At 49.8% G+C, this 19,969-nt stretch carries 19 protein-coding genes; 10 read left to right on the forward strand and 9 right to left on the reverse strand.

Translation table 11 applies throughout. From position 1 onward, the window contains the following. Nucleotides 1–49: 49 nt before the first annotated feature. Nucleotides 50–475 (forward strand): hypothetical protein, encoded by a 426-nt coding sequence (locus tag BLP55_RS16835; RefSeq protein WP_139149660.1) that lies wholly within the window; start codon nucleotides 50–52, stop codon nucleotides 473–475. A 400-nt stretch (nucleotides 476–875) separates the two neighbouring features. On the opposite strand, the gene BLP55_RS11800 is transcribed toward BLP55_RS16835, so the two are convergent. The 5 genes from BLP55_RS11800 to BLP55_RS11820 all read right to left on the reverse strand — a co-directional run bounded on the left by BLP55_RS11800 (nucleotide 876) and on the right by BLP55_RS11820 (nucleotide 7,233). Beyond that, the gene (locus tag BLP55_RS11800) at nucleotides 876–1,331 is read right to left on the reverse strand and encodes a hypothetical protein (RefSeq protein ID WP_139149661.1); all 456 of its coding nucleotides are present in this window, start codon (nucleotides 1,329–1,331) and stop codon (nucleotides 876–878) included. A gap of 236 nt (nucleotides 1,332–1,567) precedes the next feature. Then, nucleotides 1,568–3,034: an oligosaccharide flippase family protein gene (locus BLP55_RS11805; protein ID WP_091144250.1), complete on the reverse strand. Its 1,467-nt coding sequence runs from the start codon at nucleotides 3,032–3,034 to the stop codon at nucleotides 1,568–1,570. Continuing rightward, entirely contained in the window at nucleotides 3,034–4,311 is a 1,278-nt protein-coding gene (locus BLP55_RS11810) for a glycosyltransferase family 4 protein (protein ID WP_091144254.1), read from the reverse strand. The genes BLP55_RS11805 and BLP55_RS11810 overlap by 1 nt, the downstream gene beginning before the upstream one ends. 7 nt (nucleotides 4,312–4,318) lie before the next feature. Then, entirely contained in the window at nucleotides 4,319–6,808 is a 2,490-nt protein-coding gene (locus tag BLP55_RS11815) for a YfhO family protein (RefSeq protein ID WP_091144258.1), read from the reverse strand. 140 nt (nucleotides 6,809–6,948) lie between these two features. After that, the gene (locus BLP55_RS11820; protein WP_091144374.1) at nucleotides 6,949–7,233 is read right to left on the reverse strand and encodes a DUF4834 family protein; all 285 of its coding nucleotides are present in this window, start codon (nucleotides 7,231–7,233) and stop codon (nucleotides 6,949–6,951) included. A 104-nt stretch (nucleotides 7,234–7,337) separates the two neighbouring features. Here BLP55_RS11820 and BLP55_RS11825 point away from each other — a divergent pair, with 104 nt between their 5' ends. Further along, the gene (locus BLP55_RS11825; RefSeq protein WP_091144261.1) at nucleotides 7,338–8,327 is read left to right on the forward strand and encodes a transporter; all 990 of its coding nucleotides are present in this window, start codon (nucleotides 7,338–7,340) and stop codon (nucleotides 8,325–8,327) included. Nucleotides 8,328–8,588: 261 nt separating this feature from the next. Further along, on the forward strand, nucleotides 8,589–9,710 hold the full coding sequence (locus BLP55_RS11835; RefSeq protein ID WP_091144268.1) for a GNAT family N-acetyltransferase: 1,122 nt from the start codon (nucleotides 8,589–8,591) through the stop codon (nucleotides 9,708–9,710). A gap of 56 nt (nucleotides 9,711–9,766) precedes the next feature. Here BLP55_RS11835 and BLP55_RS11840 read toward each other — a convergent pair whose 3' ends face one another. Next, a complete protein-coding gene (locus BLP55_RS11840; RefSeq protein WP_091144272.1) occupies nucleotides 9,767–11,035 on the reverse strand; it encodes a cysteate-C-fatty acyltransferase in 1,269 nt (422 codons plus the stop codon). A gap of 251 nt (nucleotides 11,036–11,286) precedes the next feature. Between BLP55_RS11840 and BLP55_RS11845 the strand changes: the two genes are divergently transcribed. The 3 genes from BLP55_RS11845 to BLP55_RS11855 all read left to right on the forward strand — a co-directional run bounded on the left by BLP55_RS11845 (nucleotide 11,287) and on the right by BLP55_RS11855 (nucleotide 13,464). Then, a complete protein-coding gene (locus BLP55_RS11845; RefSeq protein WP_091144275.1) occupies nucleotides 11,287–12,120 on the forward strand; it encodes a DUF5694 domain-containing protein in 834 nt (277 codons plus the stop codon). A 64-nt stretch (nucleotides 12,121–12,184) separates the two neighbouring features. After that, nucleotides 12,185–13,060 (forward strand): NYN domain-containing protein, encoded by an 876-nt coding sequence (locus tag BLP55_RS11850; RefSeq protein WP_170826857.1) that lies wholly within the window; start codon nucleotides 12,185–12,187, stop codon nucleotides 13,058–13,060. Between the two features lie 47 nt (nucleotides 13,061–13,107). Next, nucleotides 13,108–13,464 carry a hypothetical protein gene (locus BLP55_RS11855; protein ID WP_091144279.1) on the forward strand — a complete coding sequence of 119 codons (357 nt, stop codon included), beginning with the start codon at nucleotides 13,108–13,110 and terminating at the stop codon, nucleotides 13,462–13,464. A 20-nt stretch (nucleotides 13,465–13,484) separates the two neighbouring features. Here BLP55_RS11855 and BLP55_RS11860 read toward each other — a convergent pair whose 3' ends face one another. Beyond that, nucleotides 13,485–13,715 (reverse strand): hypothetical protein, encoded by a 231-nt coding sequence (locus BLP55_RS11860; RefSeq protein ID WP_091144283.1) that lies wholly within the window; start codon nucleotides 13,713–13,715, stop codon nucleotides 13,485–13,487. Nucleotides 13,716–13,971: 256 nt separating this feature from the next. Between BLP55_RS11860 and BLP55_RS11865 the strand changes: the two genes are divergently transcribed. Together BLP55_RS11865 and BLP55_RS11870 are read left to right on the forward strand one after the other, a co-directional pair. Next, on the forward strand, nucleotides 13,972–14,322 hold the full coding sequence (locus BLP55_RS11865; protein WP_091144286.1) for an MmcQ/YjbR family DNA-binding protein: 351 nt from the start codon (nucleotides 13,972–13,974) through the stop codon (nucleotides 14,320–14,322). Beyond that, nucleotides 14,319–14,687 (forward strand): iron chaperone, encoded by a 369-nt coding sequence (locus tag BLP55_RS11870; protein WP_244503458.1) that lies wholly within the window; start codon nucleotides 14,319–14,321, stop codon nucleotides 14,685–14,687. The genes BLP55_RS11865 and BLP55_RS11870 overlap by 4 nt, the downstream gene beginning before the upstream one ends. Here the strand turns inward: BLP55_RS11870 and BLP55_RS11875 are convergent, their stop codons facing one another. Next, nucleotides 14,688–15,881 carry a sensor histidine kinase gene (locus tag BLP55_RS11875; protein ID WP_091144293.1) on the reverse strand — a complete coding sequence of 398 codons (1,194 nt, stop codon included), beginning with the start codon at nucleotides 15,879–15,881 and terminating at the stop codon, nucleotides 14,688–14,690. A 595-nt stretch (nucleotides 15,882–16,476) separates the two neighbouring features. On the opposite strand from BLP55_RS11875, the gene BLP55_RS11880 reads away from it, so the two are divergent. Next, nucleotides 16,477–16,818, forward strand: a complete 342-nt coding sequence (locus BLP55_RS11880; RefSeq protein WP_091144298.1) for a hypothetical protein — start codon at nucleotides 16,477–16,479, stop codon at nucleotides 16,816–16,818. Here BLP55_RS11880 and BLP55_RS11885 read toward each other — a convergent pair whose 3' ends face one another. Beyond that, nucleotides 16,819–19,086 (reverse strand): GH92 family glycosyl hydrolase, encoded by a 2,268-nt coding sequence (locus BLP55_RS11885; protein ID WP_211516828.1) that lies wholly within the window; start codon nucleotides 19,084–19,086, stop codon nucleotides 16,819–16,821. 298 nt (nucleotides 19,087–19,384) lie between these two features. Between BLP55_RS11885 and BLP55_RS11890 the strand changes: the two genes are divergently transcribed. Next, the gene (locus BLP55_RS11890) at nucleotides 19,385–19,966 is read left to right on the forward strand and encodes a non-canonical purine NTP diphosphatase (RefSeq protein WP_091144304.1); all 582 of its coding nucleotides are present in this window, start codon (nucleotides 19,385–19,387) and stop codon (nucleotides 19,964–19,966) included. The last annotated feature ends 3 nt before the right edge of the window (nucleotides 19,967–19,969 follow it).

Genomic DNA, 19,969 nt, shown 5'->3' on the forward strand with positions numbered 1-19,969 from the left:
GGTTCCGGCTTTCCGCTGTATCTTTTGCTTCACTGCGTTTTGCAAAAGGATGCCGCTTCAATCCGGGCTATGCTGCCGCAGGCTTTCTTTTGCCTTGACGCAAAAGAAACAAAAAGTCAAGGCCCGCAAATCCCAGGCTCAAAAACTACGTCGGTTCTCGCTCCAAACCGCTAACCGTTCGTTGTTTTGCTGGTCGCAAACAACTCAGCTCTACGCAGTTTTGCCGCTCAAACCTTCCTTGTTTTTTAACGCCTGTTATTTGATGGCCGCTGGCGCTCAAGGAAAGTGTTTATTTTATTTTTGGCTTGCCCGCTGCGCCAAAAATCCGCACGAGGGATGCCCATCCAAATTTGGGGCTATCATCTCGCTTACGAAGTTTGTCGTAAAACGTCCCCGCGGGGAAAAATTTTCCGGCCATGACAAATTTCCCGGCGCGTTGGACGAACGCACAAAGCGGATGATAAACTTTCATTAACTACAAACTTTCTTCGTGAGGTTGGCGCATCGACCTTGCAGGCGGGCACCAGCCGTTCGAAGATGGCGCAAAATTAAAAGCTGTCTGAGCCATTTGATATTAAGAGGAGGAAGTCCAGTGGACTTCAGGTATTTTTTCTAACCCGAGTTCTTTTGATTTAGCCATCGAGAACATGGCTGGTCGCCGAAAGGTCTGCGCCTACGCCGTTTTGCTACTTTTGCGGCGAGGCAAAAGTAGGCCCGCGGCAGCGAAAACCTCAAACGGATTCAAAACGTCCGGTTTTGGAAACACCTCGAACAGCGCGGCTTACCCCTAGCCCCGATTGAAGTGGAAATCCTTTTCTAGCTTTTGCAAAAAGCTAGAAAAGATTGCAACGAAAAGCGGGAAAAAGCTCCTAAAACTAATTATCACGCTCTTCATCCTCGGCGGCGAGGTTAAAAATAAAAATCTTCACATACCGCGTCTCATTGCTCTCATAAGAATACGTCAAAGTCTTTTTCTTGGGCTCGAGCACAAGCTTGCCGCGCGCGTTTTTGGAACGCATGACCCATGTAGAATTGCCTTCATCGTCTACGTTGAACTGGATGATCGACCCGTGGTAGGTCCTGACTTTGCCGTCGTCGGTAAGCGCAATCATGATGTAGCCGTTGCTGCGCGAACCAATTTCGCGGATGTCGATGATAGAATTTTCGAACTCGGTGTCGCGCAAATCGTAGGCATCCTTGTCTTGGTTCCAAACATAGAACATACGGCTGTCTGATTTGTAGCGTTTTTGGTCGTTGACTTTCTCGGGCATTTTTTGCGACCAGGACAGGCCTGCCCAAAAGAGCAGCAAAAGCAAAAGGGCATTTTTCATTTTATTTTCTTTCAAAGCAAGATTCTGTTTTTAAGACGGTAAAGAAACGTTATCTTTTTTAAAATTCACTTAAATATTAATTAATTGTTTGTCAATATTTTACCTTCAATAAAATTAATCTAACCCCAACTTTTGTCTTTTGGCACGTGAATTGAAATACACCCATCATAGTTTAGAAAGTTGGTTGGATAATTGGTTTGTTTGTGAGCCCCGCTTGGTACATCCGGCGGGGTTTTTCATGTTTGTTTGAGGCGTGCAAGGAACCGATCCAACACCTGGTTCATCTCGGGCGAAACGCGCCAACGGTAATTGAGATAGCCGTACACCGCGGTAACCAACACCGACTTGAGCGCGATGTTCAACAGCGGGTGAAAACCGAAATCCCAAAAATAAAACGCCACAAATACTACCACAATCAGCAACAATGACTTAAGCGTTTGGCCTGTGAACGGATACAACCGCATCTTCTTGACCACAAAAAACAACTTGATGGCATTGTACACGACAATCGAGATCAGCGTGGCCCATGCCGCGCCCACAATACCATAGCGTGGAATCAATACCATGTTCAGCACCACCATCATCACCACGAGCAACACGCCAAACAACAGCACCCAGCGGTAATATTGCGTATTGAGAATGATGGCGTTGTTGTTGCCCACGATCAAGTCGGAGAATTTAGACAACCCGATCAGGAACACCACGGCCACACCGCCGCTGTACTCGGCAGGGATAAGCAAGTACAGTTGGTGGATGTTCAAAAAAATGCCCAGCATGATGAGCCCGCCAAAAACCTGGAGGTTGATTGCGCTTTTTTTGTAAAGGTCGTTGAGCTCGTCGTATTTTTCCTCGGCCATCAGTTTGGCCGTGATTGGATAGATGATCTGGAGCATCGCACGGCTGGGTACGGCAATCACCGTGGCGATAAAAATGGCGACGGAGTACAATGCATTGCTGCCTACATCTTCGTATGCAGGAATCATGACTTTGTCGAAGTCGATCAAAAAAACGCCGATACCGCCGGAAAGTAGTATGAAAAATGAATACCCGAAAATGTCATATACATTGTGCGGCACACTCCAATGGAACGTCGGCCGCTTGACGTAAAAAGCATAGCCCATCATCGCCAACAATTGCAGTGCGTAGGCCGCCGTAGCCCCATACAAAAAAGTTGCCGGGGTCAACCAGCCCCAGTGCACACCAAAAAGCAGGACCATGACCACTGCGCGCACCAACACCTCGCTGATGAAATTGCCCACCACCGATTGCATGTGCACCTTGACCCAGGCGTAAAAAACCTCGAAATACCCCATGCAGATGCCCACGGTAGGAATGAGCCACAGGTATGGCTTGACTTCGGGGTTTTCGCGGATGACAAAAAAGGCGACATCGTCGTAAAACCATCCAAAAAAAAGACAAACCGGGACAATCAACAAAAGCGGCATCCACAACATGAAACTCAAAAACCGTTCGCGCTCGGTTTCAGACTGGCACCGCGCATAGAACCGCACCAATGTGTTGTGCACGCCAAAAGCCATGAGCGGCATCAGGATGTTGGCCGCCGAAAGCACAAAGGCGGTGATGCCGTAATGCAATTTGCCGAGGAAATTCGTGTACAAAAACAACGCATTGACCGCACCGATCGCAAACCCGAAATAGGTCACGGCCGTGTTCTTGATCGATTGGTTGATGACGATGCCCATTAACGCAACAAATTAGCCAGTTTTTCGGTCAGGTTCTTACGCGAATACTGCTGTAACCCTACCGGATGCGACCGCAGTTGGCCGTTTTTATACTGTGTGTAATATTCGAGAATCTTGTCTTTGAGCGCCTCTTTTTCGTCATACAAAAAGAAAGACCCGGTGTTGGTTTGCTTGAGGATATCGGCAAAATCGGAGCCTTCTGGGCCCAACGCCAGTATCGGTCGCTCGGCGGCCATGTATTCGAACAATTTGCCCGGAATGATGCTGCGCGTTTGCGGCGAATCGATCTCGATGAGCAGCAACACCTGCGATTGCCGTTGGTGCGCCACGGCCACGTCGTGCGGCACATAACCAAGGTTGTTGACAAAACGATCCAGCCTGAACTCGGCAATCGTATCGAGGATTTCCTGGCTGACCGCGCCAATGAGCTTGAGTTCGAAGTCTTGGGCGAACTGTTTGTTTTCTTTGGTGAGTTCGCGCAGCGCCTTCCACAAAATGCGCGGGTTACGGCTCGAAAGAAACGACCCGATGTGCGCCAAACTGAACTTCGCGTCGAGCGGTGCCTTGGCCACTTGTTCTACATCGTAACCGTTGGTGATGACCTCGATCGGACGCGTGGTAAGTTGTTCGAATTCGGCTTTGGTGGTAGGACTGGTCACAAGGATCAAATCGGCGGCATTGAGCACTTGACGCTCCATCTCTTTGTGTTTTTGGGCCGACGACGCAGACAAACGCAACGCGTCGTGGTAGCCGATGGTCGTCCACGGATCGCGAAAATCGGCCACCCAGCGCACGCCCATTTTTTCCTTGAGTTGCAGTCCAATCAAATGCAGGCTGTGCGGCGGTCCCGATGTGATGACGGTATCGATGCCGTGCTCCTCGAGATAAGATTCTAGGAATTTCACCGATGGTTTTACCCAGTACACACGCGCATCGGGAATGAAACAATTGCCACGGATCCAGAGCAACAATTTCTCGATTATGCCTTGTTTTTTGCGGTGCGGAATGATGCCCGCGCTGATTTTCTTGGTTTTGTTTTTTGAAAAAACCGACGCCAACCCGTACGGTTCAAAAATCTTGCGTTTGACGACAATCGCATCCTCTGGGATTTCCTCGAGGAGCTTTTCGTCTACAATCGGATAGGTCGGATTCTGGGGCACATACACATGCGGCTGCACGCCAAACCCCGGCAAATACTTGATGAATTTGAGCCAGCGCTGTACGCCCGGACCACCCGCGGGCGGAAAATAATAGGTGATGACCAATACCTTTTTCATGGCAGGATTATTTCTGGTCCTTGAACCACAACTTACGGCGTTCGAAATAAATCCCACCCACGATCAAAAACACCATCAACACCGAACTCGCCAACGCGATCGTGCCACCTTTTTGCACCACCTCGGGCTCAAACTTGAATTCGATGGTATGGCTGCCCGCCGGTACGTGCATGGCGCGCAACACGTAGTCGGCGCGAAAATGATCGGCTTTCTTGCCGTCTATGTAGGCGTTCCATCCGTTTCCGTAATACATTTCAGAGAAAACGGCCAGCCCGTCGTGCGCATTGCGCGACTTGTATTTGATGTAATTCGGCTTGTAGGCCGCGACCGAAATAGACGCCGTACTGTCTTTTTCAAAAACCGTCTTCTTGACCAACGCACCAAACTCGGTTTGGTTGACGATGGCCACGTTCTTGGTATCCATCTTGTCGAGCGCACGCATCTCGGCATCGGCCGAACCGGCCATACGCAATTGCTTGACGAACCATGCATTGCCGTTGGCCGTAGGGTTCACCAGCGGCAGGTGTTGCCCGTCGTTGGTTTGCATGATCAGGTATTTGACGTTGAGCATGTCGAGCACCTGGCTGTTGCGCGTCAGGTGGAAATTGGTCGTATCGATCGCACTGAAAAGCCCTTGCAATTCGCGGTCTACCTGGTACTCAAACAATTGATCCATGCGGCGCGGACGTACGGCACTGTAGCCCCCAACCGATTTGTGGAAGTACGAGGTGCGGCCTTCCAAACGTCCAAAGACGTCATAAACACGGTAATGCGACGTGTCGCGAAGGATAAAATTGTCGGCTTCGGTCGCCTGGAATGGCTGTTCGATTTGCGAAGCGCTCACAAAAGTCTGGTCGTCGTTCTTGACGTACTTCTTGTCGACAAAAAACAAATCGCCAATCATGACCACGCCCACGATGATGACGGCCGTTTGCTGTTGGATCTTGCTTTTGAGCGACAGCCAAAGCACGCCGAAAGCCACGGTGATCAAAAAGCCCGAACGCAACAAATCGGCCAAATAAAGGCTCTCGCGGTCGGCTTTCAACAAGTCGAGTACCACACGCGAACGTTCGTCGCCAAACATACGCGCATCGTTGGCACCCGAAAAAGTGAACATCCCTTTGGCCACGAACAAAAAGGCGATGATGCCCAACGATACCGCACCGGCATAACGCAGCGCTTTTTTCTTTTTCGCTTCGTCCTGTTCGTTAAAGAATGCGTGCAAGCCCATGACGGCCAGCACCGGCATACACAATTCGAGAATAACCTGTATCGACGAAACGGCCCTGAACTTGTCGTACAACGGCACATAATCGATGAAAAACTGTGTCAATCCAGCGAAGTTTTTCCCCCAGGACAACAACAGCGAAAGCAACGCCGCGGCCAGGAAAGCGTATTTTATCTTTCGATTGTCGGCAAACAACGCCAACACGCACAAAAAAAACACGACAGCACCAATGTAGGCCGGCGCCGCCACGATGGGTTGGTCCCCCCAATACGTGGGCAACGACGACGCGAATTGGGCCGCTTCGGCTTCGGACGCACCTTGGGCAATCGCGTATTGGTAGGACTCGCTTTCCTTGCCGAGCACCTCGCTGTTCGACCCGCCGAACAAACGCGGCGCGATCAGGTTCAAGCTCTCGGCAATACCGTAGCTATATTCGGTGATGTAGTCGTACTTCATCGACGACGTGGTCGTGTTTTGCGAGCCATCGGGGTTAAAGGTCAGCTCGCTTTTGCCGCGCATGCTGAAATCGGTATACTCGGCCGTCGCCATGATGTTGGTCGCATTGGCACCTATGGCCAGAATTCCCGCAACGACGAACGTAGCTATTGAAATGCCCAATGCCTTGTAGTTCTTTTCCTTGATGAGCCCCGCGGCAAAATAAACCGACAACACCAGCAACAAAAGCAACAGGTAGTAGGTCATCTGGAAGTGGTTGGCGTTGATCTCGAGCGCCGCGGCCACCATGGTGAGCAATCCGCCCGCCAGGTACCGTTGCCTGAACACCAGGATGACACCGGCCACTACCATGGGCATGTAGGCGATGGCATGCGCCTTGGCATTGTGTCCTACACCCAAAATAATGATCAGATACGTCGACAAACCAAACGCCAGCGCCCCAAAAAAGGCCTTAAGCGGATTGGTTCGAAGTACGATGAGCAACAGGTAAAATCCAACAAAATACAACATCAGGTAGTCGGCGGGACGCGGCAGAAACCGCAACGCATCGTCTAATTTGCCGATGTAATCATGCGGATAATTCGCACCCAATTGGTAGGTAGGCATCCCGCCAAACGCCGAGTTGGTCCAATAAGGTTCGGTTTGTTGGGCGGCGCGAAAGTCGTTTTGTTCCTTGGCCATGCCTGTATACTGTACGATATCGGACTGGAAAATCTGCTTGCCCGACAACACCGGATAAAAATACGCGAGCGAAACCAGCACAAAACCAATCACGGCCAGCGCATGCGGATAAAACTTTTGAAGTTGTTTCATGAGGGATTTTGGTAAATAAAACCCAAAAATAGGCAAAAAAAACGGCCAACGAAACTATTGACCGGAATACGAAAAATATTGGTTGGTCGGCAAGCAAAAAACGACCGCGAATGTCATTTTCAAATTTTCAAATTTCCAAATTATTTGATTTCTTCAAAATCGATGTACTCGCCCACTTTTTTGGTCTCGCGTGGTTTTGACGATTTGACGTTGGAATCGTATATGATTTCGTCGTTATTGGCCGTGCGGGTACTTTGATAGCCTTGGTACTGACGCTGTTGCTGCTCGAAGTTTTGCGCGGCTTTCTCGACCGCTTTCTTGACCAGAACCGGAAAAAACAAACGCGCCAAAAACTTGAATACATAGTAAAACAAGATGATGTAGAAAATGACTTTGATTGTTCCCGAAAAAGAAGCGTGGTCCATGAGGTAATTTTTTTCAAAATTAAGCAATCGGCGCAGATTCCGTCTTAAATAAATAATAAAAATGACTACTTTTGGGTTGTTATACGATCTCTTAAAATAACAATATGTCCAAAATCAAGCCGCTCCTACTCTTGCTTTTTTGCGCTCCTTTTGCGCACGCACAGTTTACCGATGTCATCAATTCGAACCGCCCCGGCAAATCGATGGGGGCTTTTTCGGTAGGCAGAACCGTCATCCAGGCCGAACTCGGATTCCACACGTTTCGCGAGTACCATACGATTTCGGAATACGACGTAGAGGGTATCGGCAGTGATTTGCAGGTGCGTTACGGCGCTTTTTTCGAACAGCTCGAGTTCATACTCGATGCGAGCTATCAGAATGAAGTCTATAAAAGCCGGACGACATTCCGTTCAAGAAGGGATGCAGGACTCAAAACCATTTCTTTGGGCGCAAAATTTCTATTGTACGACCCGCTTAAGAATTACGAACAGAAACCCAATCTGTACAGTTGGAAAGCCAACCATAAATTCAGCTGGCGTGCGTTCATCCCTGCCGTTGGCGTATATGGCGGGATCAACATCGATGCGGCCAAGGGTAAATTCGATCGTCCCTATTATCCGATTGTCGACAAATGGAGTCCTACCTTGGGCCTGCTTACGCAAAACCAATTCGGGCGACAAGTGCTTTGCATGAACGTGATGCTCGACCAATTGGCCACGCAACGCGAATCGATCGACTATGTGATCACGCTTACCCACGGGTTCAATATGCGCTGGTCCGGCTTTATCGAGCACCAGGGCTTTGTGAGCGAATGGTACAGCGATGCCATTTTTAGGGGCGGCGCGGCCTGGCTTCCGATCAAAAATGTACAGATAGACGCATCGATCGGGGCCAACATCAAGGAAACGCCGTCGTTGCTCGTGGGCGGAATTGGCGTCTCGTGGCGTTTCGACGCCAACTACGAAGATGTCTATTTGCGCATCCCGAAAGAAAAAGGCAAGGAAAGCAAGGAAGACAAAAAGAAGAAAAAAGACAAGGACAAAGCCAAGAAACGTCTCGACGCGATCGAGAACGGCGAGCCCGTGAAGGAATAGCGTTTTATGGGACGCTTTCCCGAAAAGTAAAAATTACAGTTTTTCTGTAGCGGAATTGGTTTTTAAAATGGTATTTTCGTTCCATGGGAAGGGGGCATTGGAAGTATACCCCAACGAAATTTCGACCAAACTCAAATACAGAGAATCTGTACATTTTGTTAAAGTTTCATTTTTTGTTTTTTCCGAAAAAATTATCCTAAAGATCCTGTCGTCTTTCCGACAAAACCGCAATACTCCAAAAGAACAACAGCCCAAACATTCATGATTACCATCAAACAGGCCCTTTCCAAAAGCGATATGAAAGCTTTTGTCAAATTTCCGTTCGAACTCTACAAAGACAATCCGAATTGGATTCCGCCGCTCATCGCCGATGAACTCGAAACCTTCGACGCGACCAAAAATCCGGCTTTCGAAAATGCCGAAGCGTCGTTCTACCTCGCTTATCGCGACGGTAAAATTGTCGGGCGCACGGCCGTCATCATCAACTGGGCCGAGGTCAACCAACTCGGCAAACGCAAAGTACGCTTTGGCTGGTTCGATGTCATAGACGACATCAAAGTCACCGAAGCATTGCTCGAAAAGGCGTTCGAACTTGCCCGAAAACACAACCTGGACAATGTCGAAGGCCCCATGGGATTCTCCAACCTCGACAAAACCGGTGCGCTCACCATGGGCTACGACGAAATCGGCACCATGATCACCTGGTACAATTACGCGTACTACATCACCCATTTCGAGCAGTTGGGTTTTGTCATGGAAAAAGAATGGGTCGAAAGCGTCTTTCCGCTCCCTACAGCCGAAATGATGGCACCCATCCAAAAAGCCGACGCCATGGTGCGCAAACGCTACGGGCTCAAATCGATTGGTTTTACACGTTCGCAGGATGTGATGCCTTATGTAGACGATTTGTTCCGGATATTCAACGACGTGTACGCCAAATTGTCGTCGTTTGTTGCCGTATCCGATGCGCAAATCGCCTATTTCAAGAAAAAATACATCGGGCTCATCAACCCCGAATTCATCAAATTTGTCGCCGACGAAAACGACCACATCGTTGGTTTTTGCGTGTGCATGCCTTCGATGTCCAACGCATTGAAAAAGGCCAACGGCAAATTGTTCCCGTTTGGATTCCTGCATTTGTTGAAGGCCAAAAAACATTCAGACGAAGTACTTTTCTATTTGATCGGAATCCTGCCCGAATACCAAAACAAAGGCGTAACGGCCGTAATCATGACCGCATTTTACGAAAGTTTCAAGGCCAACGGCATCAAAACGTGCATCCGTACGCCCGAACTCGAAGAGAACCATTCGATCCACAATTTGTGGAAGAATTTCAATCCGGTCGTACACAAACGCAGGAGCACCTACATCAAGTACCTTTAATTTACCGCATAAAAAAACCGCCTCGAAAGAAGCGGTTTTTTATTTTTATCGGGCGACTATCTTTCGTCGCTTACGTCTACTGTTTTTTCTGAAGCAATTTTCAGGTACGTGCCATTGGTCAACTTTTCGCGCACCGCCTCAAAAGCGTCGAGCGTTTCGCTGATGTCGTTAAGCGTATGCGACGCCGTCGGGATCATGCGCAACAAAATAATGCCTTTCGGAATAACCGGATACACGACAATCGACAGGAAGATGTGGTAATTCTCGCGCAAATCGTTCACAAGCATCATCGCCTCAGGAATCGATCCGTTCAAATACACCGGCGTCACACAAGTATTCGTATCGCCGATGTCGAAACCGCGCGACTTGAGTCCGTTTTGCAACGCATCGACGTTCTCCCACAACTTGTCCTTGAGTTCGGGCATGGTGCGCAACATCTCCAGGCGTTTGAGCGCCCCAACCGTAAAAATCATCGGCAACGACTTGGCAAACATCTGCGAACGCAAATTGTATTTCAAATAATCGATCACGTCTTTGTCGCCCGCGATGAACGCGCCGATAGACGCCATCGACTTGGCGAATGTCGAAAAGTACACGTCAATCCCGTCCTGGCAACCTTGCTCCTCGCCCGCTCCAGCACCGGTTTTACCCAATGTCCCGAATCCGTGCGCGTCGTCAACGAGCAAACGGAAGTTGTATTTTTCCTTCAACGCCACGATTTCCTTCAACTTGCCTTGCTGGCCGCGCATCCCGAAAACACCTTCGGTGATCAAAAGGATACCGCCGCCGTTTTCCTCGGCCATCTTGGTCGCACGCTGCAAATTCTTCTCGATGCTTTCTACATCGTTGTGTTTGTAGGTGAAACGCTTGCCCATGTGCAAACGCACGCCGTCGATGATGCACGCATGCGAATCCACATCATACACAATCACGTCGTTTTTGGTGACCAAAGCATCGATCGTCGAAACCATGCCCTGGTATCCGAAATTGAGCAAATACGCCGCTTCCTTTTGTACGAACGCCGCCAATTCATTCTGCAATTGCTCGTGCAAAGTCGTGTGGCCGCTCATCATACGCGCACCCATCGGATACGCCGCACCGTAATCGCGCGCCGCATCGGCATCGGCTTTACGCACTTCGGGATGGTTCGCCAACCCAAGGTAATCGTTGATGCTCCAGTTCAAAATTTCCTTGCCATGAAACTGCATACGCGGCCCCAATTCGCCCTCGAGCTTCGGGAACACGTAATAACCTTCGGCCTGCGACGCCCATTTCCCGAGCGGGCCCTTATTGCTTTGTATTCTTTCGAATAAATCTTTCACCATGATTTTCAGCGCCCGTTTAGTCGGGCTTTTCGCCCGCAAAAATAAAGATTAAAAAGTATTTCAGAAAAGTTTTTGGGAGCTTTTTCCTGCTATCCGTTGCAATCTTTTGCGGCCTCCGCTGCGCTGCGGCCGCAAAAGGATTTCCACTGCTATCAGGGCTAGGGCCTGCGAAACACCGGACGCATTTCATCCAGTTGTAACACTTGTTTTAACCGACAGTCTTTTACCCCATCATTCAATCATCAATCACCATGAAAAAAATCATCTTGCTGTTGTTGGCTACAACCGCCGCCAGCGCACAACTTTCGGTCAAATCTCCATCAGATTTCTTCCCCAAATCCAAAACCCAAGTGCTCGTCGTCGGCACATTCCATTTCGACTATCCCGGCCTCGATGCGCACAAAACCGACGAATCCAACAAAATAGACGTGCTGCGCGAACCCAAAAAGTCCGAAGTCACGCAACTCGTCGACTACATCAAACGTTTCAAACCCACCAAAATCGTGATCGAGGCCATGCCCAACTGGCAAGCCACCGAAAAACTCAAACGCTACAAGGCGGGCGAATTCCGCAACCAACGCGACGAACGTTTCCAGCTTGGCATGCGCATCGCCACCGAGCTGCAACTCGACACCATCTATGCGCTCGACGCGTTGCCGTTCGATCTCGAACTCGAAAAACTCGATACGGTTTATTTCAAGAAATTCTTCGAAGATTTCGATTTCAAAAGCAACGACCCCATGGCCGCCAAATTCACCGATTGGTACCGCTACGAGGAAACGCTCCAAAAAAGCATGACCCTGCTCGACTATTTCAAACGTTTCAATGCGCGCGAGAGCCACGAACTCACCTATGGGGCCTACCTTGTGGGTGACTTCAAGCTCGACGACACGCGCGGCGCCGACATACTGTCGATTTGGTGGTACAACCGCAACCTCAGGATTTTCAGGAAGCTGCAACAAATCACCGAAAGCCCAACCGACCGCCTGCTGGTGATCTTTGGCAACGGCCATGCTGCGCTGTTGCGGCAACTGCTCGAATGTTCGCCCGAATACGATTTTGTGGAATTCGATGGGCTGAAATAGCGCGGTATTGGGCCGCATTTTTTTGTACATTAGCCAAGCCGCGAAAAACGCAGGCGCTAAAATTATGGCCCAAAACACCAAAGAACTGAGACTCGCCGTCCTGATCGACGCCGACAACGTGCCCTATGCCAACATCAAGGGCATGATGGAAGAAATCGCCAAATACGGCACGCCCACCACCAAACGCATCTACGCCGATTGGACGCGTCCGAACGCTTCGGGCTGGAAAAACGTGCTGGCCGAACATGCGATCACGCCCGTACAACAATACGCTTACACCTATGGCAAGAACTCGTCCGATTCGGCGCTCATCATCGATGCCATGGATTTGTTGTATTCGGACAAGTTGGATGGGTTTTGCATTGTGTCGTCGGATTCCGATTTTACAAGGTTGGCCGTGCGTTTGCGCGAATCGGGCATGAAGGTCATCGGGATCGGCGAAAAGAAAACGCCCAATGCATTCATCGCGGCCTGCGACCGTTTTATCTTTATAGAAGTGCTCGAGGGCGCCAAGAAATCGCGCAACCGTCCAGATCCGAAAGACGGCCGAAAATCCAAGAACAAACCTGAAACTGCCGAAAAATCGGTAGCCGCGCCATCGGCAGAAATCCCCGAAACGGTCGCACGGGAAACCGAGCAGAAAACCAAACAAAAAGCGCCCGAAAAGGCCCCGCAAAAAGCGCTCAACAAAATCGACAACGAAACCATCGAACTCATCGAATCGACCATCGAAGCGCTCGGCGACGACGACGGTTGGGCATTCCTGGGCGATGTAGGCAGTTTGATCTCGCGCAAGAAACCCGAGTTCGATCCGCGCAACTATGGGTTCGGCAAACTCACGCCCATGCTCAAATCGATGAACGACATCATCGAAACCGACGAACGCGAGTCGGACAAAAAAGGCATCAAGCATGTGTTTGTCAGGATGCGCTTTAGCTGAGGCAATAATTTTTCTGGTCTTGGCGTTTTCTTGAAAAAAGCAACCGCATGAAATTCAGCACTTTCAACTTAGCGTTGTGCTACTTTCCGTTTCTTGGCGCAGTCAATCTTGCAATGACCGCGGTACATGGTTCACTGGGTGCGTTCGACTTTGTCGGCATGGGTGTTGCCTTACTGCCCTTTTTTGGAAACAAAAAATTGTTGCTTTCCTACGGCATGCTCGGAATGGTCTTCGGGTTGGTCATTTTGGGCGTTTGTCTCAATGCCCACGTTACCCAACACACGACCCGGCCTTTACTGGATTTTGCGATGGGCTATGTGCTGGCAACCACGATGCTTTGGGCTTCTTACCGGTTGGTAGCCAAAGCGCTCCACCGCGATGCGCTCACGTTCCGTTTGCCATAAAAAAAGCCGGACAATCCGGCTTAGATGAACATCGCATCGGTGTCCTCGGTAAAACGCTGCGGCGCGCGAAACCAGCTTGGATCGACGTGATCGGGAATGTCGAGGTTTAACTTCTTGGAGCCGGGGATGAAATCGGCGTCGAAGTCCAGGTCGTCTTCGGCAAACGAAGGCGTTTCGGGTTTGAGTCTGTTGGCGACGGTGATTAAGGCCGTTGCAGCGATTCCGAACAATAGTAACTTTGAAAATTTCATGATGATTGGTGTTTATGTTGCGATATCGGCAAAATATCCTGCCAAAATCACCGTAAATTTAGCAATAATTCCGATTGGGCGCGCGGCTTTAATACAATTTTAATAGTGATATAACCCGCAGTTAAAAAAACGAACCCCATCGTAAAGACAGGGTTTTCTTTTTCATGACAATTTCTTCTCAAAAACAACGTCGGCCCGATACAAATTATTGGCCTTCTGTTCTCAATTAACAGTATTTTAGCGCTACCTTCGTCAAATGAAACTGGAATCTTTACGAAAAATAGCCCTCGCCTTGCCCGGCGTGACCGAAGACATCAAATGGGACAACCATTTGTGTTTTAACATAGGCGGCAAAATGTTCCTGGTGACCAATCCAGACCAAGTGCCCGTCAGTGCCTCGTTCAAGACCGCCGATGACGATTTCGAGACGCTTTCTTCACGCCAGGGCATCATCCTTGCACCTTATATGGCGCGCAACAAATGGGTGCTGGTAGAAGACATCACCACGCCTACCGATGCCGAATGGAACCAATGGGTCACGGCTTCGTACCAACTTATTTTTGCCAAACTGACCAAAAAGGCGCAACGCGAAATCCTGTCGTCGTGAAAAAACCCGAAACCATAGACGAATACCTTTCGGGATTCCCGCCGCCAACGCAGACGATCCTTATGCAAATTCGCGAGGCGGTGCAAAAGGCCGCGCCCAGGGCGACCGAGAAGATCAGCTATGGCATCCCTACTTTTTACCTGTATGGCAACCTGGTGCATTTTGCGGCGTTCAAAAACCACATCGGATTTTATGCACTGCCTTCGGGCAACGAGGCTTTTCGAGAAGAACTCGCGGCGTATCCCATGGGCAAAGGTTCGATCCAGTTTCCCATCGACCGGCCCATGCCGCTGGCGTTGATCGAAAAGATCGTCAGGTTTCGCGTGGCCGAAAACACCGAAAAGAAAAACCAAAAGAAAAAGTAGTTACGGCCGATCGAACGGCAACACGACCGTAAACGACGCGCCCTCGCCCTCCTTGCCCCGCGCATAAATCAGCCCGTGGTGGTTCTCGGCAATTTTCTTGCACATCGCCAAACCAATGCCCGTGCCTTCGTACTGTCCCTTGCCGTGCAAACGCTGGAAAATGTTAAAGATCTTCTGTTCATATTCTTCCGAAAAACCGATGCCGTTGTCGGCAAACACCAACCCGCAGTACCCTTTTTCGAGCTGCGGCAGCCCCAATTCTACACGCCGGTCCTCGGTAAGTGCAAACCAGCTGATGTCTATGCGCGGTGCCACATCGGGTTTTTGGTATTTGAGCGCGTTCGAGATCAGGTTGTGGAACAGCTGTACCATCTGGAGCGGGATTGCGTCGATGACGGGCAGGTTGGCCGAAACTACCTTGGCGTTCTTCTCGTCGACAATCAAGTCGAAATCGGCCAGGGTCTCGCGAAAAATCTCGTTCAAATCGGTGGTGCGAAATACTTCTTGTTTGCGCGAAAGCTGCGAATAGCTCAGCACGTCTTGGATCAAATTGGTCATGCGTTGCACCGACACGCCTATGTTGGCGAGGTACTTTTGGATGCGCTCGTTCGGGTTTTCAAGCGCGTTGCCCAACAGCCCCGCAAACATATTGATCTTGCGCAACGGTTCCTGCAAATCGTGCGAGGCGATGTAGGCAAATTGCTCGAGCTCGGCGTTGGAGTTACGCAAGCGCTGGTTGGCATCGGCGAGTTCCTTGGTATGTTCGCTTAGAATTTCGGCCAATTCGATTTGGTCGGCCAAAGGCTTTTCGTCGGTAAAAGTAAGGATGATGTAAGGCACCGATCCGCTTTCGTCCACGACCGGGCTGTAGATGATTTTCGAAACGGATAAAAGTTGATTGTCCGCACCAAGACCCGATGCCTCCGAAGAAATCGACATCGCTGATTTTTGTCGGCTGCGCAAACAGGAATCTACCGCGTCCCGTATCTGTTTTGAAATGGCAACAGGAAACCGTTCGGCAATCATTTCGGATAAACCGCGTCCTATGTCTTGCGAGGGAAGTTGCATCCGACGTGTAAATTCCTCGGTCACGGTGACTACCGAAAACCGCGGCGCATCGGCCTGCACCAAAACGCCCATACCCGGTTGCGCCCCGAAAACGTCGCGAAAATCTATTTGCAGATGGGTGTCCAAAGGTATGGTTGTTTAATACCGTAAAAATACGGCCAAACCAAGGGGTGCCCGTTGTACATTTGTGGTCGTTGTTTACATAATTTCGCTTTTTGCCTTGCGTTGCTTATAATCAGTGGTCAAAAGACGCTTACCGCAAACTACAACCTTGGCGCTCTTAAGAATACCCGCGGGCAACTTTGTGGTCATTTTCTATGCTTTCCTTTCACCCTGTTGTTGTTACATTTTTACATAAAATATCATTATGTAACACAAAAACCTGTTACATGTTCACATTAAATGTCATTATGTAACACAAATTCTGTTGTAAAATATCTGTTGTGATTTTTTTACAACAGAAATTTCACAACAGATTTAATTCTAAAAAAATCATTCAAATATTTCCCGTTCCGAAAACCCCAAAGCGTTCTGCAGAACGTACGCGACAATTACTTTGATTATAAACAACATCATGGGCGCCGACATAGCAGCATTCACGTGACTACTGGTTTCGGTGGCCGGAACGCTTCAGTTTCGCGAACTTTTTCTATCTTCGGCAAAGAGAACCCAGTTCGCGCCGAGGTGACCACGCCAATTCGCGAAACGAAAGAACCAAAAAATGAAAACACTTGTCGCGCTGATGGCGGTGGCGTGTTTGGCATCGCAGGAGGTCAAACTCGAAGGGAAATACCGCATCGAATTCGAAAAAAAATACCAGCAGCAAACCTACCAGATCACATTCCAAGGCGATGTCTATACCAAGCGTTGGCCCGATGCCGTGACGAGCAAAGGCAAGATCAAGTACGAAAAATACACGGCCATACTGCGCAAGGACATGGAAGAAGACCCCGTCGAGATCGATCTTCGCGATGTGGGCAAGGACACCATTCACTTTTCGACGCGCAGCAAACGCGACCAATCCAAGGTGGTCAACCGCGGGCTGTTGATTCGCGTCAAATAATCAGGGCTTGTTTGTCATGTAAAACACCAGTTTTGATCCGGCGGTGATATCGGCGTGTTTGATTTGCAGATTCTGGACGGGCTTTCCGTCGAGCAGTACTTTCTTGACATACACATTGCGGTCGCTTTGGTTCACCGCTTCTACAAAAAACACCTTGCCGTTCTCCAACTTGATTTGCGCCGACTTCACGAACGGGCTGCCCAGCGAATAGCTATCCGACCCAGGCGCCACGGGATAGAAACCCAATGCCGAAAACAAATACCAGGCGCTCATTTGCCCGCAATCGTCGTTGCCACCCAATCCATCGGGCGCATTTTGGTATTGCATCTTGAGGATTTTGCGCACCTGCGCCTGCGTTTTCCACGGCGTGTCGGTCCAGTTGTACAAATACGGTACGTGGTGCGCGGGTTCGTTGCCGTGTACATACCCGCCTATGATGCCTTCGCGCGTGATGTCTTCGGTTTCGGCAAAAAAAGCATCGGGCAAATGCATCGAGAAAAGTTCATCCAGACGCTGGCGAAACTTTTTCTTGCCGCCCATGGCTGTGGCCAACGCGTCGGGGTCATGCGGTACAAAAAAGCTGTAGTTCCAAGAATTGCCTTCGATGAACCCTTGGCCGTGTGTGGCCATCACATCGGCATTGGCTTTGAAACTGCCGTTGTCCAAGCGTTCCTGCATGAATCGGGTTTCGGGGTTGAATTGGTTTTTCCAATGGCCCGAGCGTTTCAGAAATTCGGCCGCTGTTTTTTCGTCGCCTTGCTTTTTGGCCAGTTGCGCGATCGCCCAATCGTCGTAGGCATACTCCAGCGTATTCGACACCGATATCCCGCTTTTCTCGGACGGAATGTAGCCTTTGTCGGTATAAAAGCCAATCCCTTCATAGTTTCGTTTGTTTGCCGTCGCCACACTCGCTTCGAGCGCCTTGCGCACATCGCCTTTGTAAACCCCTTTGACGATGGCGTCGGCGATGACCGACACCGCATGGTAGCCGCTCATGCACCAGTTGTCGTTGGCATAATGCGACCAAATGGGCAACATCTTGAGCGTGCTTTGGCTGTAGTGCGCGAGCATCGATTGCACCATGTCGGCATTGCGTTTGGGCTGTACGATGTTGAACCACGGATGCAACGCGCGGTAGGTGTCCCACAAAGAAAACGTGGTGTAGTTCGTGAATCCCGAGGCCGTATGCACCTCCTGATCGAGTCCTTTGTATTGGCCGTTGACGTCCTGGTATACCGTCGGGCCAAGGAATGTGTGGTACAATGCGGTGTAAAAATTGATTTTGTCGTCTTCGGGCGCATCGATGGTTACTTTGGACAATTCGTTTTCCCATGCGGCTTGCGCCTGCGATTTTACCCGGTCGAAATCCCAATGCGGAATCTCGGCCCTCATGTTCTCGAGCGCATTGGTTTGACTCACTGGCGACAGCGCGAATTTCACCATGACCTTTTCGTTCGTCCCGGTTTCGAAATCGAAATGCATCCGGATTTGTTTGCCTGCGATCTCGGGGAAATTATCGTCTTGATTGAACTTGCGCCAAAATCCGCGGTAGGCCTGCTTGGTCTCGAAATTCTTTTGTCCGTAGGATTTAAACGGTTTGGAAAACGCCATCGCGAAATACACGGTTCGCGTACGCGCCCAGCCATGCGTTTGGCGGTAACCGGTAATCAAAGTGTCGTTGACCACGCGTACGTACGTCCAGGTATTTTTGTCGGGGTAGTTGTAGATGCCGTGCATCAGGTCGAGTATGATATGCGATTCCTTCGATTCCGGAAAAGCATACCGGTGCATGCCCACGCGTGTTGAGGCAGTAAGTTCGGCCAAAATGTTGTCGTCGTCGAGCTTGACTTTGTAGTAGCCTGCCTGGGCCGTTTCGTTTTGGTGCGAGAACGCCGATCGGAATCCTGTCTTGGGATTGGATGCTGTGCCCGGGTTCATCTGCAATTGTCCTACGGTGGGCATCACCAAAAAATCGCCCAAGTCGGAATGTCCGGTCCCACTAAAATGCGTATGGCTGAAACCCACGATGGTCTTGTCGTCATACTGGTAACCGGCGCAATAACGGTAGACTTCGCCGTTGTATTTGCCGTTCTTCTCGTACGGGATCGTATCGGTGTCGGGGCTCAACTGCACCGCGCCAAACGGGACGGTCGCGCCGGGATAGGTATGCCCCATTTTTTGCGTACCGATGATGGGCTTGACGTATCGGACAAGGTTTTGTGCGTTGGAACAAATCGGAATGAGCGCTAAAAGCAGTAGTTTTTTCATGGTTTGCATTTGGGATACTAAGATAGGGAAATCTGGATTGGGGTCGGCGGTTGGTGCAATCGATTCGTTTTTAAAAATTTACAGATTTTCTGTAGCGGATGTACGTTTTAAAAAAGTATTTTTACCGTAGGGAAGGGGGCTATGAAGGTATCCCCTACGGAATAAAAAAATAGCTTGGATACAGATTTTCTGTACATTTTGTTAAAGTTTTGTATCTGTTGTAAATCCGCAAATAAAGCATTCAAAATCAAGATCAATCATCCCGGAATCTTTCAGTCTTTTAATCTTTTAATCTTCAATGCACCTCGTCTTCGCCTCCAACAACGCCAACAAAATCCACGAAATCCAAAACATGCTGCCCGACAGCATCAAAATCCTAAGTCTACAAGACATCGGTTGCAATGTCGACATTCCCGAAACCGCCGACACCATCGAAGGCAATGCCATTTTGAAAGCCGATTATGTCACGCAAAATTACGGCTACGACTGTTTTGCCGACGACACCGGACTCGAAGTAACCGCGTTAAACGGCGCCCCCGGCGTCTACTCTGCACGGTACGCGGGCGAACAAAAAAACGCCTCCGACAACATGGACAAATTGTTATCGGAACTCGAAAACCAAACCGATCGCAGCGCGCAATTCAAAACCGTCATCGCGCTCAACTTGAACGGCGAACAACATTTGTTTACGGGTATCGTCAGGGGCGAAATCATCCATGAAAAGGTTGGAGAACAAGGTTTTGGTTACGACCCCATCTTCAAATACGAAGGCCACGAGCGTACGTTTGCACAGTTGTCGCTCGAAGAAAAAGCCGGCATCAGCCACCGCGGAAAAGCCGTCCGCCAACTGATTGATTTTCTGACAAAATCGCATCGATAATAC

Origin of the sequence: Flavobacterium caeni (assembly GCF_900101895.1) — a bacterium.
Lineage (GTDB): Bacteria > Bacteroidota > Bacteroidia > Flavobacteriales > Flavobacteriaceae > Flavobacterium > Flavobacterium caeni.